The organism is Capillibacterium thermochitinicola (genome assembly GCF_013664685.1).
GTDB lineage: Bacteria > Bacillota > UBA4882 > UBA10575 > UBA10575 > Capillibacterium > Capillibacterium thermochitinicola.
This window is the reverse complement of record NZ_JAAKDE010000010.1, coordinates 102,501-123,087: the sequence shown is the minus strand read 5'-3', so window position 1 is coordinate 123,087 and position 20,587 is coordinate 102,501. Positions and strand designations below refer to the sequence as shown.

The window sequence follows — 20,587 nt, the reverse complement described above, 5'->3', positions numbered from 1 at the left end:
ATTTCCATTTTACCCCAGAAGATGGAAGAAGGAGGATTAGCAATCGCCCTCCTCCCCTTCTGGTCGTCGGCTCAGCCGAAATATTTAAGCAGCAGCTCCAGATCCAGTTCCGGGTAGACCGGAAAACGGGAAAGTAAAGCTTGGACCCGCGCCCGGACCTCCGCTTTGACCTGGTCATCCAGTTGGTACCGGGCTTTACTGGGCTGTCCGGCCTGGGCCCCCTCGCTGATGGTCTCCGGTTTGGTATGGCTCAGGATCTGGTAGAGACAGTCCGCAATCTCCTTCATCTCGTCCGGGCCCATCCCCAAAGTCGTGACGGCGGGCGTTCCCACCCGTAACCCGCTGGTGTACCAGGGGCCGTTGGAATCGTTGGGTAAAGAGTTCCGGTTCAAGGTGATCCCGCACTCGCGGACCGCACTCTCGGCCTGCCGGCCGGTAAGGCCAAAAGGCCGTACATCGATCAACAGGAGATGGTTGTCCGTACCCCCGGTGGCGACCTTCATCCCTCTGGCCAAACAGGCCTCGGCCAGGCTCCGGGCGTTCTCCACGATCCGGTGGGCATAAGCCTTGAACTCGTCGGCGTTTGCTTCGGTCAAGGCCACCGCTTTGGCCGCCATAACATGGGGCAGCGGCCCGCCGATCACCAGCGGACAACCTTTATCCACGTGCTCCGCGAATTCTTTGGTACAGAGAACCAGACCGCCGCGGGGCCCCCGTAAGGTTTTATGGGTGGTGGTTGTCACCACATGGGCATGGCGGACCGGATTATAGTCTCCGGTAAAGACCCCACCCGCCACCAAACCGGCAAAGTGGGCCATATCAACCATCAGCACCGCGCCAACGTCATCGGCGATCTGGCGCAGCCGCCGGAAATTGATCGCCCGCGGGTAAGCACTATAGCCCGCCAGTAAAATGAGGGGTTTGACTTCCGCCGCCTGCCGGGCCAGGGCCTCGTAATCCAGAAGGCCGGTTTCCGGGTCCACCCCGTAACTGAAAGCCTCAAACATCTGGGCGGAGACGTTGTGCCGGTAACCGTGGGTGAGGTGTCCCCCCGCATAGTAGTCCATCCCCAAGAGCCGCTGGTTTCCTAAGAGATGGCGCAGTTTATTCCAGTCTTCGTTGTTAAGCTGGTTGGGATCCTTGACCCCCCAACTTTCCAGGGTTGGGGTTTTCACCTTCGCACTCAAAATCGCCCAGAAGGCAACCAAGTTGGCGTCGGCGCCGCTGTGGGGCTGCACATAGGCATGCTCCGCTCCGAACAGGCGGCAGGCCTGCGCCACCGCATAACTCTCCACCTGGTCTATATTGTCACAACCGGCGTAAAACCGGTGGAACGGATATCCCTCCGCATACTTGTCGGTCAGGAGATTGCCCATCGCCAGCTGAGCGGAGAGGGAAGAATAGTTCTCGCTGGCAATCAACTTTAAATTGTTCCTTTGGTCACGAAGCTCATAAACAATATCCCGCGCAATTGACGGGGCTACTTTCGCCACTTCTTCCAAACTGGCCAGATAAGCCACAAACCCTGTGTTTACAGCAGCCGGGTCTGTTGTCGCCAAATATTCTCTGAGGGCCGAATTTTTCATCTTCGTTCTGTACTCCTCACTTTCTCATTCATCTACCGGTTCTTATCCTCAAAATTATACCATCTCACGCTTATTTGTCAATTTACCATATAAAAGTAACTCTGCTAAAGGCTTGTAAACAATGGCGGTTATAACCTTAGCCGTCCGTTAATACTTTTAACAAGGGTTAGGCCAAATTAGCGCGAATATAATCTAGATCATAATCATAAAAAGATATATTTTTTTATCCGGAGTGTTCTGTAAGGAGGATTTTTGCTGATGAAGAGAATCGTCTTGACCGGTGGCGGCACGGCCGGCCATGTCATGCCCAACCTGGCCCTGCTCCCAAAGTTGCGGCAGCGGGGATGGGAAGTTTTATATATCGGTAGTTACGACGGGATGGAGAGAGCGTTAATCGAGGAACGACAGATCCCCTACTACCCGGTGGCCACCGGCAAATTCCGGCGCTACCTTTCCGCCCAAAACCTGACCGATCCGTTCCGGGTAATAAAAGGAGTGTTCCAGTCCTACCGCTTATTGAAAGAACTCCGTCCCCAAGTGGTCTTCTCTAAAGGGGGCTTTGTCGCCGTTCCGGTAACCATCGGCGCCTGGCTGAACGGGATCCCGGTCGTCCTGCACGAATCGGACCTCACCCCGGGCCTGGCCAACCGGCTGGCTTTACCGTTTGCCACCGCCGTCTGCGCCACTTTCCCCGAGACCATGAAGTACCTGCCCGAAAATAAGGGGGTGCTGACCGGAAATCCCATCCGCCCCGAATTACTGAACGGCAGCAAGGAGGAAGGGCTAAAAATCTGCGGGTTCACCCCGGATAAACCGGTCCTCCTGGTCATGGGGGGCAGTCTCGGTTCGGTGACCATCAATAAGTTGATCCGGGCCATCCTCCCGGATCTCCTGCTCCAGTTCCAAGTTGCCCACATCTGCGGCCAGGGGAATGTCGACCCCAACTTGGACAGGTACAAGGGGTACAAACAGTTTTCCTTTGTCGGCCCGGAACTACCCCACATTTTGGCCGCCGCCGATATCTGCGTTTCCCGCGCCGGGGCCAACTTCCTCTTTGAACTGCTGGCCTTGAAAAAACCCCATCTGCTTATCCCGCTGCCGAAAGGTGCCAGCCGGGGTGACCAGATCCTCAACGCCCAGTCGTTCAAAGGGCAAAATTTCAGCATGGTCCTGTACGAAGAGGAGATCAACGAGACGCTCCTTAAAAAACAGATTGCCCTGCTTTACCAGAACCGTGAGGACTACATCAAAGCGATGCGCGAAAGTAACCTGGCCGATGCGGCAAGCGAAGTGATCCGGGTGATCGAAGAGACCGCGCGGGCGCGGTCCGTACGCGCTAGGAAAAAATAAGAATTACATATTATCTAGGCGTAAGTTGCCGGCAACCCCATCTCCTTCCGTCGGCTTCGTCATAGAATGAAGCGGGAGGTGATGAAATGAGCAGCGCTTGCAGCGTATTACGCCGGATCGAAGAGGTCTCCCAAGCGGTCGCCGAATTCTTAGGCAATCCGGCAGCCCTGACCCCTGCCGTTGCCGCCGATCTCATTAACCAAATCGAGTTGATCCGCGGGGCCGTCCGCAACTTGCCCTTGGCTTCCGGTCCGAAAAATGATCTTCTCCGCCGGCTGAACCAAGCCCAATTTATTCTTCAGAACGGAACCTTGGGTCTCTCGGCTATTGAGCAGCTCCTGGCTGTTTTACAGATTTTGCAGTTGTCCGCTTTCAAACTGAAAAACCGGAAACTCCCGTGCCCACAAGGTTTCGTGGTGGTTCATCCTTCGAACCGTTTTAACACCCTCTGTGTTTGTCGCTAACTTTCCACCTGCACCAGCGGGCGCAGGAGATAACACCCCCGCACAGCGGGGGATTTTTATGGTTTGGCAAAAAGATCCCGGCCTTCGGGATCGATCGCCACAATCAGTGGCATCGCTTCCACTTCCAAACGGTAGACGGCTTCCGGGCCCAGGTCGGGATAGGCAATCAGCTCGGCCTTCTTTACACACTGGGCCAGCAGCGCCGCCGCCCCACCGGTCGCCACCAGGTAAGCGGCCCGGTACCGGCGGATCGCCGCCACGACCTCGGCCGAACGGGGACCCTTCCCGATCATAAGCTTTAAACCCTTCTCCAGTAAAGCCGGGGTGTACCCGTCCATCCGGCTGCTGGTCGTCGGGCCGCAGGAACCGATGGCCTTTCCCGGCGGCGTCGGACTGGGTCCGGTGTAAAAAAGGGCCTGGTTGTCCAGGACGAACGGCAACGGCTGCCCCGCTGCCAACTGGGCCACCAGTCGTTGGTGGGCTGCATCACGGGCGGTGTAAACGATCCCCGATAAGGAGACCAGGTCCCCACTGGTCAAACCGGCCAGCTCTTCCGGGCGGACCGGGGTTTGGAGTGCTTTGGTTTTCGCCACTTGTTTCTCACCTCACAAGATTGCGCTCCGGTGGCGGGCAACATGGCACTGAAGGTTCACCGCCACCGGAAGGGCGGCGATGTGGGTGGGGTAGGTCTCAATGTGTACCGCCAGAGCCGTTACCTTTCCGCCCAGCCCCTGCGGTCCAATCCCGGTTTGGTTGATTAAAGCCAACAGTTCCGCTTCGAGGGCGGCGACCGCCGGCTCGGCACTGGTCGTCCCGGCCGGGCGGATCAGGGCTTTTTTCGCCAGGAGAGCCGCCTTTTCCATTGTACCGCCGATCCCTACCCCCACAATCAGCGGCGGACAGGCACACCCCCCCGCCGCCGCCACCGTTTCCAGGACAAAGCGCTTTACGCCCTCGATCCCGTCGGCCGGTTTCAGCATCTGCAAACGGCTCATGTTCTCACTGCCGGCCCCCTTGGGGGCGACGGTCACCTTCAGGCGATCCCCCGGCACGATCCGGGTGTGGATCACCGCCGGCGTATTATCCTGCGTGTTAACCCGGGTCAAGGGCGAAAGCACCGACTTCCGGAGGTAACCCTCCTGGTACCCCCGGCGGACACCCGCATTGACCGCTTCCTCCAAGTCCCCACCGGTCAGGTGCAGATCCTGGCCGATTTCCAGAAAAACCACACAGATCCCGGTGTCCTGGCAAATGGGCAGTTGTTCCCGGGCCGCCACCGCCAAATTCGCCAACACTTGGTCAAGGATGAAACAACCGAACGCCGACTCCTCCTCGTTACGGGCTTTTTCCAGCAAAGCGCGGACATCCGCCCCGAGTTCCCGGCAGGCCTCAACACACAACCGGGCGACCGTCTCCGTAACCACTCCCACATTGAGCTCCCGCACGACCATCCCCCCGCAAAACTGACACTAAAAATAAAAAAACTGCCGCGGTACCTCCCGGTACTTCTGCAGTGGACTTTCTTATGGTGCCCAGGACCGGATTATATCTCTTTATATCATCTTTAAAACAGTGAAACCACACTGCAGTGTAGCAATCATTCGGTATCCAGTCCACCACTTCACCCGTTTGCTCATTTTTTTTCTTCATCTATTAATATTTATTCATTATATTCGTTAACCCACAGTTTTCTCCTTCTATTGATTTATTAACTCCCGGTGTAATCTTTTACCTTCAACTCTTAGGGTATATCTTATTGACAACTCTTTCCATTTTTATAAAGTTTATATGTTTTAGATCATACGGACATACCACCGAAATTTTATATTATATTTTTGTAATTTATAACTTATTATCGTATAATGAAGTTAATCTAAAAACGAATCCCGTCTCAGCCTCGAAAAGAGTTAAAAGAAGAAAGGAGAATGCTTCAACAGGCAGACCTCCCCCTGAAACACTAAAAAATTAAACAATTAATGTTCACATTTGACATGAATAACCCTATTAAAAGCCGGAAAGTCTTCAACAATACCCCGCCAAATTAGAAGATACGAGCAAGGTTTGAAGGAAAAACTACTGCTAGATTTAGAGAAGAAAAATTATATGGCATAACCTTATATAAACGCAATTATATTCTCTTCGAAGCCAAAAGAAAAAAAAAATAAAAGACCACAAAGACGCCGAAAGGCGTCTTTGTTTTTTTAAGGTTATATAAACAAAAAAACTGCATCGGTACCTCCCGGTACTTCTGCAGTGGACTTTCTTATGGTGCCCAGGACCGGACTTGAACCGGTACGGTTGCCCATACGCCCCTCAAACGTACGCGTCTGCCAGTTCCGCCACCTGGGCACATTCAGCATAAATGATTATACAACCTTTAGTTGTTATTGTCAAGGCCGGATCCGTTTTTGGTCATGCGCTTTTTGCCCATCGATTATTTATCATCCAATTGGCAGCGAATCGGCCCTCAAGCAAACGGCTTTTCGCGTCCGTATTTTTTCCTGGCGCGCGGCAGGAATATGGCGGGTCATTCGCGAATATTATAAATCACTTTTTAAAAGTTTTTTATTAACATTGGCAACACACCATTAAAAGTCGGAATCGAGGTTGGGCAATGTTTAAAAAGGCAATCAATCAGGAGCTTATGCGGACCAACAACAAAGCGCAGATCCTCCGTTGCGTCAAAGCCAAACAAGTGGTTTCCAAGCGCGAACTCACCGAGGAACTTGGTTTAAGTACCACGACCGTGGCGACATTCATCCGCGAATTGGAAGAGGAGAACTTGATCCTCAACAGCGGGATCGCCCGCTCGACCGGTGGGCGAAGATCCCTCCTCTATCAGTTAAACCCGGACTACTGTTATACTCTGGGGCTTGACCTTCAAGTCGACCGCATCGTGGGCGTCCTCCTTGATTTTAAAGGCGATGTCCAGGCGGAAAAGGAAGTTGCTTTTCAGGGCCGGGATGAGTGGCAGGTTGTTCCCCTGCTCAAAACTTTTATCCACGATTTATTGGCCACACACAAAATCCCCTGGGCAAAACTGGGGGGAATCGGGATCGGTGTCCCGGGCGTCCTCAACAATGAAGCGGAGATCATCGATTTTGCGCCGAACCTTGGGTGGAAAAACGTGGATCTACCGGCCATGCTTGCTTTGGATAAACCGGTCTATCTTGAAAACGAAGCCAATGCCGGCGCCTTGGGCGAAGTGGAGTTCGGCTTGGGACGCAATGTCGGCCATCTGGCTTACATCTCTGTCGGCATGGGGATCGGTTGCGGGTTAATCATCGACCATAGGTTATTCTCCGGACATCTGCGCAATGCGGGCGAATTCGGGCATATGACGGTGGAGCCGGAGGGTTTGCCCTGCCGGTGCGGGAACAGGGGCTGCTGGGAGGTTTACGCCTCGAACGCGGCCGCCCTCCGGATGTACGCGGAAGAAACCGGTAATCAACAAATTACATTCCCGGAATTTCTCCTTAAATGCCACGAAGACGACCACTGCGCAACCAATGTCCTCCAGACGGTCTCCAAATACCTCGGCCTCGGGATCGCCAGTGTGATCAACGGCTTGAATCCGGAGATGGTGATCATCGGGGGTGAGATTGCCAACGTTAAACCGTTGATTTTCAACTCGTTGCTGAAGGAGATCAAAGAACGGACCCTGGAGAAGTCCTATGCCGGTGTCCGCTTGGAATTTTCCCAACTCGGTAACAAGGCGGCTGCTTTGGGCATGGGCACCATCGTTCTTGAGCAGATCATCAATGCGTTGACCTGAGTAGCCGGAAAAAGCGAGGTGATGACGGAGGTTCAAAACCGGTTGAACGAAACTTGAAAAAAAGGATGGTGAAAATGGCATATTTACTAGGATATGATCTGGGAAGCTCCTCAATCAAAGCTTCCCTGCTGGCCGCCGATGGTCGACTGGTGGCTTCAGCGGTTTCCCCCCAAACCGAACTGGCCATCGACGCTCCGCGACCTGGCTGGGCGGAACAACACCCGGAAACCTGGTGGCAACACGTGCAAGCAGCGACCGCCATGTTACTGGCAAAAGCCGAAGTCAAACCGGAAGCCATTAAGGCCATCGGGATTTCCTACCAGATGCATGGGCTGGTCCTGGTCGACAAAGCGGGTCAAGTCCTGCGCCCGGCGATCATCTGGTGTGACAGCAGGGCCGCCGAGATCGGCGACCGGGCGTTCCACGCCCTCGGGCCGGACCTGTGCCTATCCCGCTTGCTGAACTCCCCGGGGAACTTTACCGCTTCCAAATTAAAGTGGGTGCAAGAAAACGAGCCGGCGATCTACCAAAAGATCTACAAGGCAATGCTCCCCGGTGATTACCTGGCCATGAAGCTGACCGGGAATATTCAGACCACCCCTTCCGGCCTCTCCGAGGGGATCCTCTGGGACTACCAGGAACAAAAACTGGCCGACTTGCTCCTCGACCATTACGGTATCGACCGGGATCTGATTCCGGAAGTGGTTCCGACTTTTGCCCCGCAAGGAGAATTAACGAAATCGGCCGCGGACGCCTTGGGCTTGAAGCCGGGGACATTAGTTGCCTACCGGGCCGGGGACCAGCCGAATAACGCCTTCTCCCTTAATGTCATGAACCCCGGTGAAGTGGCCGCAACCGCCGGGACGAGCGGGGTCGTTTACGGGGTCGGCGCCCAACCGGAATACGACCGGAAATCAAGGGTAAACACCTTTTTACACGTTAACCACCGGCCGGAGGACCCCCGCTTAGGGATTCTCCTCTGTCTGAACGGTACAGGGATCTTAAACCGCTGGTTGAAAAAGAATCTGATGCAAGACCAGATCTCATATGAAGAGATGAACCATTTGGCCGCCCAGGTTCCCGCAGGCGCGGAGGGTTTGATGATCTTCCCCTATGGCAACGGGGCGGAACGGACTCTGGAGAACAAAACAATCAACGCCTCTATCCGCGGCTTGAATTTCAACCTGCACCACCGCGGTCACCTGCTGCGCGCCGCCCAGGAAGGAATCGTTTTTGCCTTAAACTACGGGTTAAACATCATGAAAAACATGGGCGTCCAGACCAACCTGGTCCGCGCCGGCCAGGCCAACATGTTCTTAAGTCCCTTGTTCTGTGAAGTCTTTGCCACGGTGACCGGAGCCCGGGTCGAACTTTACAATACCGACGGGGCGCAGGGGGCCGCCCGCGGGGCCGGACTCGGAGCCGGGATCTATCCCGACCCAAGTGCGGCGTTTACCGGCCTCCAATCCCAAAAGATAACCGAGCCCAACCCGAAGCTCGCTCCCCTTTACCAAGAACTCTACGCGCAATGGGAGCGTGTCTTAACTGCGGAGTTGGGTCAATAAAGGGAGGTTCCGTATATGGATAAAAAAAGAAGTTTTCATTCCATTTGCCGTTGGACGTTTAATCCGGGAAAAGGCGGGTTCGTCCCCGCCAGGATGCGTCCCGCATGGGACGGTCAGCATTTAAGCACCGCCGATGTGGTGCGCTTGATTAAAGAACGGATTGCGCCGCGCCTGCCGGAATGGGTGACCCTGGGTTTGGAGGTCCATTACGATACGGAGATCAACGAAGAAAATGCGGCCGCCGTTTCCGACGCCTTGAGTGAGGCCGGAATGTATCTCGCCATGATCACCCCTGGCGCCCACAGCCATTTTGGCTACGGCGGGATTGCCTCCCTGGATCCCCGGGAACGGCAGCAGGCCGAAGAGCTAGGTTTGCGCACCGTGGATCTGGTCTATGGTCCTTTGCGGAAGAACTGGCATCCCGATCCGGAGCTGGCCCCCACCTTCGTCCTTTGGAACGGCTCCTACGGCTATGACCTGGGTACCATCGGAGTCAGACGGATGTACCAAAACCTCAAGGAAAGTGTGGCCGCCCTTTGCCGTTATGAAGCCGAAAAGGGCGGGGCCCTTTATATCGGCATTGAACCGAAACCCAACGAGGGTCATCCGGCGATGCTGTTACCGACGGTCGCTTCCGCCCTGTTGTTCTTCCGGCGGCTGGAGGAGGAATTCGGTATTCCCCGGGCGAAAAAAGGGGTCAACAAAGAGTTCGGCCACTCGGAAATGATCGGCCTCGACCATGTCTACGATACGGTCGAAGAGCTGGATAACAACGCCATGGTCCACATGCACTTAAACAGCCAGGGGTACAACGACGGTATCACCTTAGGCGGCCCCGGCCGCTATGACATCGACCACGGGGTCAAAATTACCGGCTTCAATATTGCCATCGCCGGGCTTTTGCAAGAGGCGGGGTACAACCGTTGGTGTGGCCATGACATGCTGGTCCGGCCCTACGACAACGAAGAGCAAGGCCTTGACCGGATCGTCCGCAGCATTTTAAGTTGGGAAGCCTGTGCCCAGGCGGCGGCCAATCTCGACCAGGCGGCACTCATGGACGCCTTGGCCAACCGGGCGACCGCCAAAGCGGAAGACATCATGCGGAACGCCGTGGTCGAAGCGCACAACTACTTTAACCAATTATATAAGGGCTAATTTCTGCTCTTTCGTCCGGTCGCGCCGGATACCAAACAAAACGCTCCCGGTGTTACAGGTAAAAACAAAAGTCCTTGGCCGGCCTTTTGGCCGCGCCAAGGACTTTTTATTACAGCCTAGCCGATATTAGCCATATCGTTTATATCGGCCCTGAGAAGCTACCTACTAACCAAACCAAGCGGAATGTAGGTCTGGTAAGTATAGGTCAACTTCTGCTGGCTGCGTGGCCATAACTTGATCTCCCAATTCAGCTCGGAGGTGGGGTTGGGCCCGGCTTGCAAGACCGCTTTGCGCACCACGGTACCGCCCTCGCCGATCGAAACCACTTCCCCGGGAACCTCGTGGGTAACCTTCAGGGTAAGCTCGGTCTCTTTGGTGTTGTCGATCTCAATTTCACCCCGGATCCGGACAAAGGCGTATTCCCGGTCTTGGAAGTCAATTCCCCCTTGGACCCGCTCAAACTCTACTTCACTGGCTTTCACCCGGACCGCCGGGTCGATCGTCACCCGGATCTCTCCGCTTTGGTTGCGGGCGATGTAGGGAAGATCCCCCGTTCCCAGGGGCCGTTCGGCCATCATCAGCATGACCCGCCCTTCGATCCAGGGGAAAGGCGAGTTATTGTAGACGCGGTAAACTTTCCAAACCGGCTCGGCGAAGATCTGCCCGGAGCTCCCGGCCGCCCGGGCGAGCCGGACCTGGTAAAGGGGTTCGACCCGCACCCCGCTGCGGTAAAGGGGAAGTAAGGCCCGCTCGCCCTTGCGGAGGTTAACGTCGTTTCGCCGGTACATATTATAGGTCACGCGGGACGCGGCGGTCTCCATCCCGGGATTGGGGGCGTAAGCCAGTTTGTCGCTTTGGACCCCCATCACCGACAGTTCGCCCCGGCGGGCGGTGAACCCTTGGTCCGTTTCAAAGATCACCAGCGGCGATAAGCCGAAGGGGAATTGCGGTCCTCTTTCCGCCAGATAAACGGTGGTGTTGACCAGATCGTCCACCTCGTTTTGGATCACACCCGAGAAGGAAAAGACCCCGCTCTGCTCCGACGGATCAATGTTGATGATGTACTCCGGGCTCCAGGAAAGTCCCGCCTGGAGATAACTGATGCCCACCGGGTAGGTTTCGCTGCGGATCCCCGACTCCCGAAAACGGACCCTTAATTTGCCTTCCTTCCCCGTCTCCTGGCGGGTCAGGGAAACCGGCTCGAGGAAATGGTAGGCACCGATCAGTTCCAAAGAGTAAAGCACATCGTTGCTCTTTTCTTCCCCGCCTTCCTTGACGGTCGTGGTCACCACCAAATAATGGGGTTCCAGAAAACCTTTTACCACTCCGGACACGATTTCACCGTCGACCACCAGCTCGATCCGCTTGCCCATATTCGCCCGGAAGAGTTCCGCCAAACTTTGCACCGGAATCTCGGTCTTCTGTTCCTCCTGGTAAGCAACGACTTCTTCCAAGATCAAGCCGGAATCGGTCGAGAACACCTCCAGGCTTCCGTTCAAGGCCAGAGGAAGGAGGTCAATGACGCATTCGCCGTTTTCCAGCGCAACCTCCCCTTTCCGCACCAAAAAAGCAAAGCCGTCCGGAAAGATTACCGCTTCGGTAATCGGCGGCCGGTATCCGGCGCTGTTGCCGGCGTTGATGCCCCCACCGGACGTCAGCACCAAAAGCGCCATGAGCGCTGACCAAATTAAAATCCTTCTTCGTCCTCTTCGCATCAGATCACCCCATTTCCGTTTGGTCGCCACAGATCAAATAATATTAATATTTCCGCCCAAGCACCGCAAAACCTTCCTAAAAGCAGACCTTTATCCTTGCTTCTGCCAATCGGCCGTATCGAGCATAATCGTGACCGGCCCGTCGTTCACCAACTCCACGGCCATCGACGCCCCGAAACGCCCGGTGGCCACCGTCATCCCCTTGGCCCGCAGCGCCGCGATGAACCGCTCATAAAAGTCTTCACCCATCGCGGGTGGGGCCGCGTCCAGAAAACTTGGCCGCCGCCCTTTGCGACAGTCGGCATAAAGAGTAAACTGGGAGACCACCAGAATGGCTCCGCCCACATCCTGCACGGACAGGTTCATCTTCCCCTGGTCGTCCTCAAAAATCCGCAAGTTGATAATTTTATCCACTAAAAGCTGGAGATCCGCCTCTTGGTCCGTCCGGCTGACCCCGAGCAGGACCAGTAGACCGGGGCCAATCTCTCCGGTAACCTCATTCCCGACCCGGACGCGGGCGGAACTGACCCTTTGCAGTAGCGCGCGCATTACCCACTCTCCACCTTCTTTCTGGTTGTTTTTGTGGTACGAAACACCCGCTGCACACTTTTTACGGTCCGCAGTTTACTGACCAGCTCTTTAGCCTCGTCCAGGTGGCGGACATCCACCGTAAAATCCAGGTACGCCATGCCTTTATTCGTGCGCACATTCACGGCGGTGACGTTTATTTTCATCAACGACATGACATTCATGATGTCAACCAGGAGATTGTTCCGGTCCAGCGCCTCGATCTTGATGGAGAGCGGATATACCCCGGTGTCCTCCGCATCCCATTCCACCTGAATAAAACGCTCGCTCTCCTTGGGCAGGGTCGGACAGTCCACGCGGTGAACCGCCACTCCCTTCCCCCTGGTGGTGTAGCCGATGATCGGGTCGCCGGGGACCGGACTACAGCAGCGGGAAAAACGCACCAACAGGTTGGGAATCCCTTTGACTTTCACGCCGCCGGCCCGTCCCGACGGCTTCTCCGCCTTCTCCGGCTTCTCCCCGGGGACCACCGGCAGCGGTTTTTTCTCCGGTTCCTTCACCGCCACCAGCTTGGCGGCAACCGCTTGGGACGTCAGTTTGCGGTCACCGACGGCAAACAAAAGATCGTCCCCTTGGATAAAACCAAACTTCCCGGCCACTTCCTGCAATATTTCTGGTTTCAGGTAAGCCGATGGTTCATAACCGTTCTTTTTCAGTTCCCGCTCCAACTGCTCCCGGGCGAGCAGAATATACTCTTCCCGGCTTTGTTCCCGGAGCCAATTGCGGATCCGGCTTTTCGCCTTCGAAGTCACCACGAAGTTCAACCAATCCCGGCTGGGCCCCCCCTCCTGCTTCGTGGTGAGGATCTGCACAATATCGCCGTTTTTCAACTTGTAATCCAGGGGCACCAGGCGCCCGTTCACCTTCGCCCCCACACAGCGGTGGCCGATGTGGGTGTGCACCGCATAGGCAAAGTCCACCGGCGTGGCCCCGGCGGGCAAACTTTTCACATCCCCCTTGGGGGTAAAGACAAAGACTTCATCCTCAAAAAGGTTCACCCGCAGGTTCTCGAGGAATTCGTCCGCGTCATTGGCCTCCCCCTGCCACTCCAGAAGATGGCGGAGCCAGGCAATTTTCTGCAGAAAGTCCTCGTCCCGGACGGTCTTCCCTTCCTTGTAGCGCCAGTGGGCGGCGATCCCGTACTCCGCCACCTGGTGCATCTGCCAAGTCCGGATCTGGATCTCCACCGGCGCCCCCCTGTTCCCCATCACCGTGGTGTGGAGGGACTGGTACATATTGGACTTTGGCACCGCGATATAATCCTTGAACCGGCCCGGGATCGGTTTCCAAAGGGTATGCACCACCCCCAGAACCTCATAACAATCCTGGATCGTGTCGACCAGGACCCGCAAAGCCAACAGGTCGTAGATCTCGGAGAACTCCTTGTTCTGGTTGACCATTTTCTGATAGACGCTGTACAGGTGTTTGGGGCGCCCCTGGATGTCGGCTTTCAGATTCATCGCCCGCAGGTGTTCGTCCAGGATCCGGATGTTCTCCTCGATCTCCCGCTCCCGTTCGGATCTTTTCTGGGCCACCATCTCCACCAGTTCGTAGTATTTCTCCGGTTCAAGACAGTGGAAGGCAATATCCTCCAGCTCCCACTTCATCCGGTAGACCCCCAACCGGTGGGCCAACGGGGCATATATGTCAAGCGTCTCCCGGGCGATCCGCTTCTGGCGCTCCACGGGGAGATAACGCAAAGTCCGCATGTTATGCATCCGGTCGGCCAGTTTAATCAGGATCACCCGGACGTCTTTGGCCATCGCCAAAAACATCTTCCGCAGGTTCTCCACTTGTTGTTCCTGTTTGTTCTGGAAAACAATCTTGCGCAGCTTGGTGAGACCGTCGACCAGGGCGGCAACTTCGCTCCCAAATTCATTGCTGATCTCCTCCAAACTGACGGCCGTGTCTTCCACCACATCATGGAGGAGCGCCGCTATGATGGAAGTGGGATCGAGGCCCAACTCTTCCACCAAAATATGGGCCACCGCCAAGGGGTGATTGATGTAGGCTTCGCCCGAATCGCGCAACTGTCCCTTATGGGCTGTTTTGGCAAATTCGTAAGCCCGCCGGATCTCCGCCTTCGCTTCCGGGCTGAATTTATCTGCTTTCTGTAACAAATCATCAATCGTCATACGGTTTCACCTGTCAACTGACTTCCGGAAGTTTCAGATCTTTCAACACCAGCTGAAGCTGGTTGTTCCAATCATTTTCCGCGAGGTTAAAAGCCAAATCCAAACATTCCGCCCCGGCCAGCTCCTCCGTAAGTGCGCCGAAATTAAAACCAATCGCCTCACACGTCACCGCCTGGTTCCCGACTTTCAGTTTTAAGTGCTTGGCGTCTTTGCCCACACCCCAGCAGGCGAAAAGGTTGACCCCGCGGCACGCGAAGACCGGTTCGGGGTTGCCTTCCCCGAAGGGAGCGAGCTGCGCCAGGTCATCCAGTAAACTTTTGGTCACCGCTTCCACCGGGATGACCTCCTCCACTTCCAAAGCGGGCGTCAACAGTTCGGGCGTAAGCCGGGCCTCCGCCACCGCCAAAAAGGCCGCCGTAAAATCGGCCAAATGCTTCTTCTCCAGTTCAAGACCGGCGGCAAACTCATGCCCGCCAAAACGCTGCAGGTACCTGCTGCACTCGGACAGCGCGTTATAAAGATGAAATCCGGGAATACTCCGCCCCGAGCCTTTGGCCCGGTCCCCGTCGAAACTGAAAAGGATGGTTGGCCGGTGGTATTTCTCGGCCATTTTGGAGGCGACGATCCCGATCACGCCGGGATGCCACGGTCCGCCCAGGACGATCGCCTTTCCAAGGGGGCCGGCCGCCGCCAGGGCGTTCTCCGCTTCCTGGTAAACCTGTTCCTCAATCTGTTGGCGTTTCCGGTTCAAGGTTTCCAAGGAGGCAGCCAGTTTATGCGCCCGCCGCGGGTCCCCGTCCAGCAACAGCCGGAGAGCCTGTGCCGGATCGCCCAGGCGGCCGACGGCATTGAGCCGCGGCGCCAGAATATAACCGACATGGTAAGCGTTGACCGGTTTGCCGGCCAAACCGGCCTGGCTGAGCAAGGCCCGGAGACCGACGTTCTCCGTCCTGGCGATCTGCGCCAGACCTTCTTTCGCCAGGATCCGGTTCTCGCCCAGGAGCGGCACCACATCGGCAATGGTCCCCAAAGCCACCAAATCTATATTTTCCCATAAAACCGGTTCTAACTCGGGTTTTTTTGTCGCCAATCCCTGCAGCAGCTTGAAAGCGACCCCGACCCCGGCCAGCTCCGGGTAGGGATAACCGGGCGACAGTTTCGGGTTAATCAAAGCCGCCGCCGGCGGCAGCTGAACACCGGGTTCATGGTGGTCGGTCAGGAGCAGACGGACCCCTTCGGCGGCCAGGTAAGCCGCCTCGTCCAGCGCGGAGATGCCGCAATCCACCGTAACCACCAGGCGACACCCGTGTTTGATGGCTTTGGTGAGCGCCTGGCGGTGTAGCCCATAACCTTCCTCCAGTCTTTTCGGCAGGTAGTAAAGGATGTTCCCGTTGTTGTACGGGCGCAGCGTCCGCAAGAGGAGGGCAACCGCGGTGATCCCATCCACATCGTAGTCACCGTAAATCAGGATGCGTTCCTGTTGCTCCAGGGCAGCGGCGAGCAGCTCCACCGCCTCGGCCATTCCGTTGAGCAGAAAGGGCGACGGTAAATCAGCCCGGCCGCCCCGTAAAAAGAAGGCCACTTCGTCACGGGTGGTCAGCTTCCGGTTGGCCAGGAGCTTGGCCAGTAAAGGCGATAGTCCGAACTCGGCGACCACTTCGGGCGGAAGTTGCGCGTCGACCGCCCTAACCTTCCACTTCTTGGGCTGAATCGTCCACACCCCCAGCCGCGTTCTCCTTCGTGTCCGCGCCAACCGCGCCAATCTCCTCCGGTTTTCCCGTAGGGATATCCCCGGCCTCTTCGTTCCTTTCTCCTTTCCCCCGGCTCTGGTTCAGCGCCTTGAGCCGTTCGGTCGCCTGGTGGACCAAGCCGAGACTGCCCACCGCCACCGCACCGATTAAGAGAGAGAGCAGGATCACCAAAGCGAAAGAGGCCTCAAATTGCCACTTCAGAAAATAGATCGTCACCGGATAAGCGTTTTGCAACGCAAAGGTCGCCACCAGGACGGCAAAAACAAGCATCAGAATGAGCATAAATTGCATACGGCCACCTCCATGATTCGCCGTTCACTTTTCAGGGAAGGATTTAAAGATAAGACTTCGGCATGAAATGGGCATCTCCTCCCGTTTTCCCGCGTCCTTTTGCCGGAAACGCAAAACCAACCGGGTAAACGCAAAAAGCCCCATTAGCAAGAAACCCTCCCGTAAAAGGAAGGGTTTCGCCAAAACCGTAAGCTTATTTCCCTTTCGCCACCGCCAGGCGGCCGGTCGGCCCCTTGTTCTCCTCGGCGGTTTTCCAGATCGCCCAGAGCGGAGTGGCCAAGAAGGCGCTGGAATAAGTGCCCACCGTCAAGCCGATGAGGAGAGCGAGCATGAAATCGCGGATCGCCGGACTGCCGAAGAGATAAAGAGTTAAAACCGCCAGGATCGTGGAGAGCGAAGTATTCAAGCACCGCCGCAGGCTTTGCAGGAGGGAGAGATTGACGACCTCGTCATAGCTCTCCGTCCGTTGTTTGAACCGCATGTTCTCCCGGATCCGGTCGAAAAGAACGATCGTGTTGTTGATGGAATAACCAATGATCGTAAGCGCCGCCGCGACGAAGCTCAAATCAACCTCCTTGCCCAGGAGGGCAAAGACGCCGATAATGCAGAGCACATCATGGATCAACGCCAACAAACTAACCACGCCCGACTTGAACTCGAACCGGACGGCGATGTAGATAAGCATCAATACCCAGGCAATCAACACCGCATAAAAAGCGTTCAGCAACATCTCTTTCCCGATCACCGGCTCCACCTGGTTGATCTGTAAGGCGGAATCGGCTTCCAGTTGACCGAAGGCCGCCCCGAGGGCGCTAAGGATCTTTTCCTCTTCCTCCTGGGTAATAAAACGGGTTTGAATTAAAACGCCGTGTTTTTGCGTTCCGCTCTCCGCATCAAAATAACTGTAGGGTTGCGGCGGACTGAGCTCCAGATCCAAAGCCTGGATTTCCGGCGTGTCCAGTGCCGCCCAGACCTCCGCCGAGGTGACTTTTTCCGCAAGGGGGTAACGGATACTGGTTCCCCCGGTAAATTCAATCCCGAAGTTGAGTCCCTTCACCGCCCAAGCCACAATGCTCAACACCATGGCCGCCACGGAGACCAACACAAACTGTTTCTTGTATCTCATCAAATTCATCCGCTTCACCCCCTCACCACGTATTTTGCGAGAAACCGCTCCGGTGCTTTTTCAACCCAAATCGACAGGAATGTCTTGCTGACAAACAGCGCGGTAAACATACTGGCCAGGATACTGATGGAGAGGGTGACCGCAAACCCTTTCACCGCCCCGCTGCCAAAAGCGTACAACACAACGGCCGCGATCAAGGTTGTGATATTCGAGTCCAGAATGGTAACGTAAGCGCGGTCAAAACCGGCCTCCAAAGCGGAATGGATGCCCCTGCCCAAACGGACTTCATCCTTGATCCGCTCAAAGATAATCACGTTGGCATCCACCGCCATCCCGATCCCCAGGATTAAACCGGCAATCCCGGGCAGGGTGAGGACCCCGCGGAAAATGGCAATCGCACCGAGGACCAGAATCGCATAAATAACCAACGCCAGATCAGCGACGACCCCCATGCGCCCGTAAAAAGCAATCATCATGATGAAGACCAGAATAATGCCGAATACCCCGGCGATTAAACTCAATTTAACCGTTTCCGTCCCCAGGGTCGGTGCCACTTGGGTGGTCATGACGGAGCGCAGCGAAAGGGGTAGCGCGCCGGATTTCATTAAGATGGCGTAATCTTTAGCCTCTTGGAAGGTGACGCCCCTCCCCATCGAGATCTGGGCTTGACCGTTGGGAATCGGTTCGGAAATGATCGGTGCCATCAACATCTCTTCGTCCAAATAGATGGCAAGCACTTCGTTGACGTGCTCGGAGGTAATCTTCTCAAACAGGCGCGCCCCTTCCTTGCCGAAACGCAAGTTAATGACGGGAGCACCGGTCTCCTGGCTAAAGCCGGCCTGCGCCTCTTCCAGATCGCTCCCGTACATCACAATCTTACCGTCAAGGCGGAAGTTTAAGCGGCCTGTGGATTTGATCAGCCGTTCGGCCTCCTCTTGGGAACGGATCCCCGGGAGCTGCACTTCGATCCGCCCTTTGGTCTGGTCAAGACGGACCACCGTTTCGGACAGCCCGGAGGAGTTGATCCGGTTTTCAATAATCACTTTCGCCTGGTATAAGGCGTCCGCCGGGAAGTTGGCCGGGTCTTCCTGGACCGCCACGCGGATTACCGTGGGATCCGCCTGGTCAACGCCGACGTTGAGCTTTAACTTTTTCTCTTCAATCCCCGAACGCCAGGTCAGATTGGTCTTAATCACCCCGGCGGCCAGGACCTTCTGGGCTTCCGCCGCCGAAGCAAACTTTAGCGCCAGTCCTTCGTAACGGTTATTGTCATTGGCCATTCCTAACAAGCTGACGGCCGGTTCACCGACACCCAAACCAGCAACGGCTTTCTTGGCATATTTTTCAACCTCGGCTAACACCCGTTCCTCCACCCGGTAATCGGGGGCCAAAATAATTTCCATGCCCCCCTTCAGGTCCAAACCACGGCGGATCGGGTCGTTTCCCCGGAAAAACAACTGTTTTAAAGTCGGGCTAAAGATAGGAAGAATGGCATAGACCCCAACCGCAACAACCAGGATCAGAATGAACCATGTCTTCCGCCGTAAGTCCCGTCGCACTGGAACTCCTCCTTTTCCTTCCTAAAAAATAATTAATTTATTCACCGCATCTTAACGGGATCTTGTCCCGGCTTTCCTTTTCTCCTCATAGTAACGATCTACTTCTTTTTCGGCCTTGTTGCTGATCAAGGTAAAAAAGCCAAAAAAAAGGACCACCAAAAGCGTTACGACCAACGTTTCACCCACTGACGCTCCTCCTTCCTCTTTTGGACAACCTTAGTACATTATAAGCTTTTCTCCTCACGTTTGTCAATTTATAGTAACAAGAAGCTTCCGGCGATGGAGTAACTAATTGTCAACTTCCGCCTCCCTCCCCCCGCCGGTCGCCCGTACCTTCGCCAAATAATAAAAAAAAGACTTTACTACAATAAGTAAAGTCTATTTTTCTTGTCTGGAGCGGGAAACGGGACTCGAACCCGCGGCATTCAGCTTGGAAGGCTGACGCTCTACCACCTGAGCTATTCCCGCACGTTTTAACAACAATTAATTATAATTGATCAGCAAAACCCCTGTCAAGAGGATTCTTTTTATGACTGGTCGGGGTGCAGGGATTTGAACCCTGGGCCTTCTGCTCCCAAAGCAGACGCGCTGCCAAGCTGCGCTACACCCCGTTACAGCATATATAAGTATACGTCATTGGCCGCTTTCCGTCAAGGGCGCAATTTGATTTGGGCCGTTGGCCTATCCCATTCGCGCGCGCAGTACGCGGTACCCGCTTTTGATCGCCGCCGTCTCCGCCGCCGGAAAGATCCTTTGCAGCTCGCGCAGGTATGTTTTGGCCCCCTGGCTGGTCCGGATCACCGCCCACAACTGTCCCGCCGGCGCCAGAAAGTCCCGGGCCTCTGTAAAAAGCCGCAGCACCGTTTCTTTCCCGGCCCGGAGCGGGGGGTTGATCGCCACCAGATCAAAGCGGAAACCGGTCGCATAAAGATCCCGCCACGGTTCAAAACCGTCACCCTGCCTGATGAGGACATTCGTAATCCCGTTGAGGGCCGCATTTTCATTGGCCAACTCCGTCGCCCGCCGGTTCAAGTCGCTCATGTAAACCTGAACTGCCGGGAGCTCCCGGGCCATGGTCAGCCCGATGGGACCGTAGCCGCAGCCCAAATCCAGAGGGGCCCGCACGCCCGCGAGGTCAAGACTTTCCACCAGGATTTTCGTCCCCAAATCCAGCCGGTCGCGGGAGAAGACACCGGCATCGGTCTTGAGGCGGAGCGCATTACCCCGGAGGGTGACCGTAATCTCCCGCGGTTGATGGGCCGATCCGGGTTCCACTGTAAAGTAATGTTCCGTCATGAACAATAGCCCCTTTTTCCTTTCTTGCCTACCGGTTCTTTTCTTAGCCTTCCCCGGTTTGGTTTCCTTCTTTACTTTTCTCTTTGTTCTCCTTTTTCCGAAGCCGGGATTAAAAAGCCGGATTACGGCAAAAGACAGGAACCTTGACCCGCGGCGCTTCCTTATTCCTGATTCCCGGGCCAAGGTTAAAAAGAGCCCGGAAGTGCTCCGGGCTCCGCCAACGACAAAGCT

17 protein-coding genes and 3 tRNA genes are annotated in these 20,587 nt (G+C 55.7%); 5 read left to right on the top strand and 15 right to left on the bottom strand.

The features are described 5' to 3' along the window. Nucleotides 1-71: 71 nt before the first annotated feature. Entirely contained in the window at nt 72-1,586 is a 1,515-nt protein-coding gene (locus G5B42_RS05730; protein ID WP_181339488.1) for a glycine hydroxymethyltransferase, read from the bottom strand. Nucleotides 1,587-1,844: 258 nt separating this feature from the next. On the opposite strand from G5B42_RS05730, the gene G5B42_RS05725 reads away from it, so the two are divergent. Continuing rightward, nucleotides 1,845-2,936 (top strand): undecaprenyldiphospho-muramoylpentapeptide beta-N-acetylglucosaminyltransferase, encoded by a 1,092-nt coding sequence (locus G5B42_RS05725; RefSeq protein WP_181339487.1) that lies wholly within the window; start codon nt 1,845-1,847, stop codon nt 2,934-2,936. A gap of 86 nt (nt 2,937-3,022) precedes the next feature. Beyond that, nucleotides 3,023-3,400: a hypothetical protein gene (locus G5B42_RS05720; protein WP_181339486.1), complete on the top strand. Its 378-nt coding sequence runs from the start codon at nt 3,023-3,025 to the stop codon at nt 3,398-3,400. Between the two features lie 56 nt (nt 3,401-3,456). Here the strand turns inward: G5B42_RS05720 and G5B42_RS05715 are convergent, their stop codons facing one another. The 3 genes from G5B42_RS05715 to G5B42_RS05705 all read right to left on the bottom strand — a co-directional run bounded on the left by G5B42_RS05715 (nt 3,457) and on the right by G5B42_RS05705 (nt 5,749). After that, nucleotides 3,457-3,993 (bottom strand): FumA C-terminus/TtdB family hydratase beta subunit, encoded by a 537-nt coding sequence (locus G5B42_RS05715; RefSeq protein WP_181339485.1) that lies wholly within the window; start codon nt 3,991-3,993, stop codon nt 3,457-3,459. Between the two features lie 12 nt (nt 3,994-4,005). Further along, a complete protein-coding gene (locus tag G5B42_RS05710; RefSeq protein ID WP_181339484.1) occupies nt 4,006-4,845 on the bottom strand; it encodes a fumarate hydratase in 840 nt (279 codons plus the stop codon). Between the two features lie 821 nt (nt 4,846-5,666). Further along, nucleotides 5,667-5,749, bottom strand: a tRNA-Leu gene (locus G5B42_RS05705). 265 nt (nt 5,750-6,014) lie between these two features. On the opposite strand from G5B42_RS05705, the gene G5B42_RS05700 reads away from it, so the two are divergent. From G5B42_RS05700 to G5B42_RS05690, 3 genes are all read left to right on the top strand, one after another. Next, entirely contained in the window at nt 6,015-7,175 is a 1,161-nt protein-coding gene (locus tag G5B42_RS05700) for an ROK family transcriptional regulator (RefSeq protein WP_181339483.1), read from the top strand. Nucleotides 7,176-7,249: 74 nt separating this feature from the next. Then, nucleotides 7,250-8,740, top strand: a complete 1,491-nt coding sequence (locus G5B42_RS05695; RefSeq protein ID WP_181339482.1) for a xylulokinase — start codon at nt 7,250-7,252, stop codon at nt 8,738-8,740. A 15-nt stretch (nt 8,741-8,755) separates the two neighbouring features. Beyond that, a complete protein-coding gene (locus G5B42_RS05690; protein ID WP_181339481.1) occupies nt 8,756-9,895 on the top strand; it encodes an apurinic/apyrimidinic endonuclease family protein in 1,140 nt (379 codons plus the stop codon). 158 nt (nt 9,896-10,053) lie between these two features. Here the strand turns inward: G5B42_RS05690 and G5B42_RS05685 are convergent, their stop codons facing one another. The 11 genes from G5B42_RS05685 to G5B42_RS05640 all read right to left on the bottom strand — a co-directional run bounded on the left by G5B42_RS05685 (nt 10,054) and on the right by G5B42_RS05640 (nt 20,356). Beyond that, nucleotides 10,054-11,568, bottom strand: a complete 1,515-nt coding sequence (locus G5B42_RS05685; protein ID WP_231133270.1) for a DUF4139 domain-containing protein — start codon at nt 11,566-11,568, stop codon at nt 10,054-10,056. A 132-nt stretch (nt 11,569-11,700) separates the two neighbouring features. Then, nucleotides 11,701-12,159 (bottom strand): D-aminoacyl-tRNA deacylase, encoded by a 459-nt coding sequence (gene dtd, locus G5B42_RS05680; RefSeq protein ID WP_181339479.1) that lies wholly within the window; start codon nt 12,157-12,159, stop codon nt 11,701-11,703. Next, the gene (locus G5B42_RS05675) at nt 12,159-14,333 is read right to left on the bottom strand and encodes a RelA/SpoT family protein (protein WP_181339478.1); all 2,175 of its coding nucleotides are present in this window, start codon (nt 14,331-14,333) and stop codon (nt 12,159-12,161) included. The genes dtd and G5B42_RS05675 overlap by 1 nt, the downstream gene beginning before the upstream one ends. A gap of 13 nt (nt 14,334-14,346) precedes the next feature. Beyond that, nucleotides 14,347-16,053: a single-stranded-DNA-specific exonuclease RecJ gene (gene recJ, locus G5B42_RS05670; RefSeq protein WP_181339477.1), complete on the bottom strand. Its 1,707-nt coding sequence runs from the start codon at nt 16,051-16,053 to the stop codon at nt 14,347-14,349. Continuing rightward, nucleotides 16,019-16,375, bottom strand: coding sequence for a LapA family protein (locus tag G5B42_RS05665; protein ID WP_181339476.1), 357 nt, complete (start codon nt 16,373-16,375; stop codon nt 16,019-16,021). Before G5B42_RS05665 ends, recJ begins: the two co-directional genes overlap by 35 nt. A gap of 193 nt (nt 16,376-16,568) precedes the next feature. Further along, a complete protein-coding gene (secF, locus tag G5B42_RS05660; protein WP_181339475.1) occupies nt 16,569-17,510 on the bottom strand; it encodes a protein translocase subunit SecF in 942 nt (313 codons plus the stop codon). Between the two features lie 5 nt (nt 17,511-17,515). Continuing rightward, complete coding sequence (gene secD / locus G5B42_RS12260) at nt 17,516-19,060, bottom strand: protein translocase subunit SecD (RefSeq protein WP_181339474.1); 1,545 nt, start codon at nt 19,058-19,060, stop codon at nt 17,516-17,518. A gap of 51 nt (nt 19,061-19,111) precedes the next feature. Further along, complete coding sequence (locus tag G5B42_RS12110) at nt 19,112-19,246, bottom strand: hypothetical protein (protein ID WP_269206172.1); 135 nt, start codon at nt 19,244-19,246, stop codon at nt 19,112-19,114. Nucleotides 19,247-19,452: 206 nt separating this feature from the next. Further along, nucleotides 19,453-19,528 (bottom strand) — tRNA-Gly (locus G5B42_RS05650). A 66-nt stretch (nt 19,529-19,594) separates the two neighbouring features. After that, nucleotides 19,595-19,671: transfer RNA gene (locus tag G5B42_RS05645), tRNA-Pro, on the bottom strand. Between the two features lie 70 nt (nt 19,672-19,741). After that, nucleotides 19,742-20,356: a class I SAM-dependent methyltransferase gene (locus G5B42_RS05640; RefSeq protein WP_181339473.1), complete on the bottom strand. Its 615-nt coding sequence runs from the start codon at nt 20,354-20,356 to the stop codon at nt 19,742-19,744. Between the last annotated feature and the right edge of the window lie 231 nt (nt 20,357-20,587).

Coding starts and splice junctions, on each gene's coding strand:
- G5B42_RS05640 (WP_181339473.1), bottom strand. CDS start 20,356: ATGACGGAACATTACTTTACAGTGGAACCCGGATCGGCCCATCAACCG.
- G5B42_RS05695 (WP_181339482.1), top strand. CDS start 7,250: ATGGCATATTTACTAGGATATGATCTGGGAAGCTCCTCAATCAAAGCT.
- G5B42_RS05675 (WP_181339478.1), bottom strand. CDS start 14,333: ATGACGATTGATGATTTGTTACAGAAAGCAGATAAATTCAGCCCGGAA.
- G5B42_RS05730 (WP_181339488.1), bottom strand. CDS start 1,586: ATGAAAAATTCGGCCCTCAGAGAATATTTGGCGACAACAGACCCGGCT.
- G5B42_RS05685 (WP_231133270.1), bottom strand. CDS start 11,568: ATGGCGCTTTTGGTGCTGACGTCCGGTGGGGGCATCAACGCCGGCAAC.
- G5B42_RS05720 (WP_181339486.1), top strand. CDS start 3,023: ATGAGCAGCGCTTGCAGCGTATTACGCCGGATCGAAGAGGTCTCCCAA.
- dtd (WP_181339479.1), bottom strand. CDS start 12,159: ATGCGCGCGCTACTGCAAAGGGTCAGTTCCGCCCGCGTCCGGGTCGGG.
- G5B42_RS05690 (WP_181339481.1), top strand. CDS start 8,756: ATGGATAAAAAAAGAAGTTTTCATTCCATTTGCCGTTGGACGTTTAAT.
- G5B42_RS05725 (WP_181339487.1), top strand. CDS start 1,845: ATGAAGAGAATCGTCTTGACCGGTGGCGGCACGGCCGGCCATGTCATG.
- G5B42_RS05700 (WP_181339483.1), top strand. CDS start 6,015: ATGTTTAAAAAGGCAATCAATCAGGAGCTTATGCGGACCAACAACAAA.
- secF (WP_181339475.1), bottom strand. CDS start 17,510: ATGAATTTGATGAGATACAAGAAACAGTTTGTGTTGGTCTCCGTGGCG.
- G5B42_RS05665 (WP_181339476.1), bottom strand. CDS start 16,375: ATGCAATTTATGCTCATTCTGATGCTTGTTTTTGCCGTCCTGGTGGCG.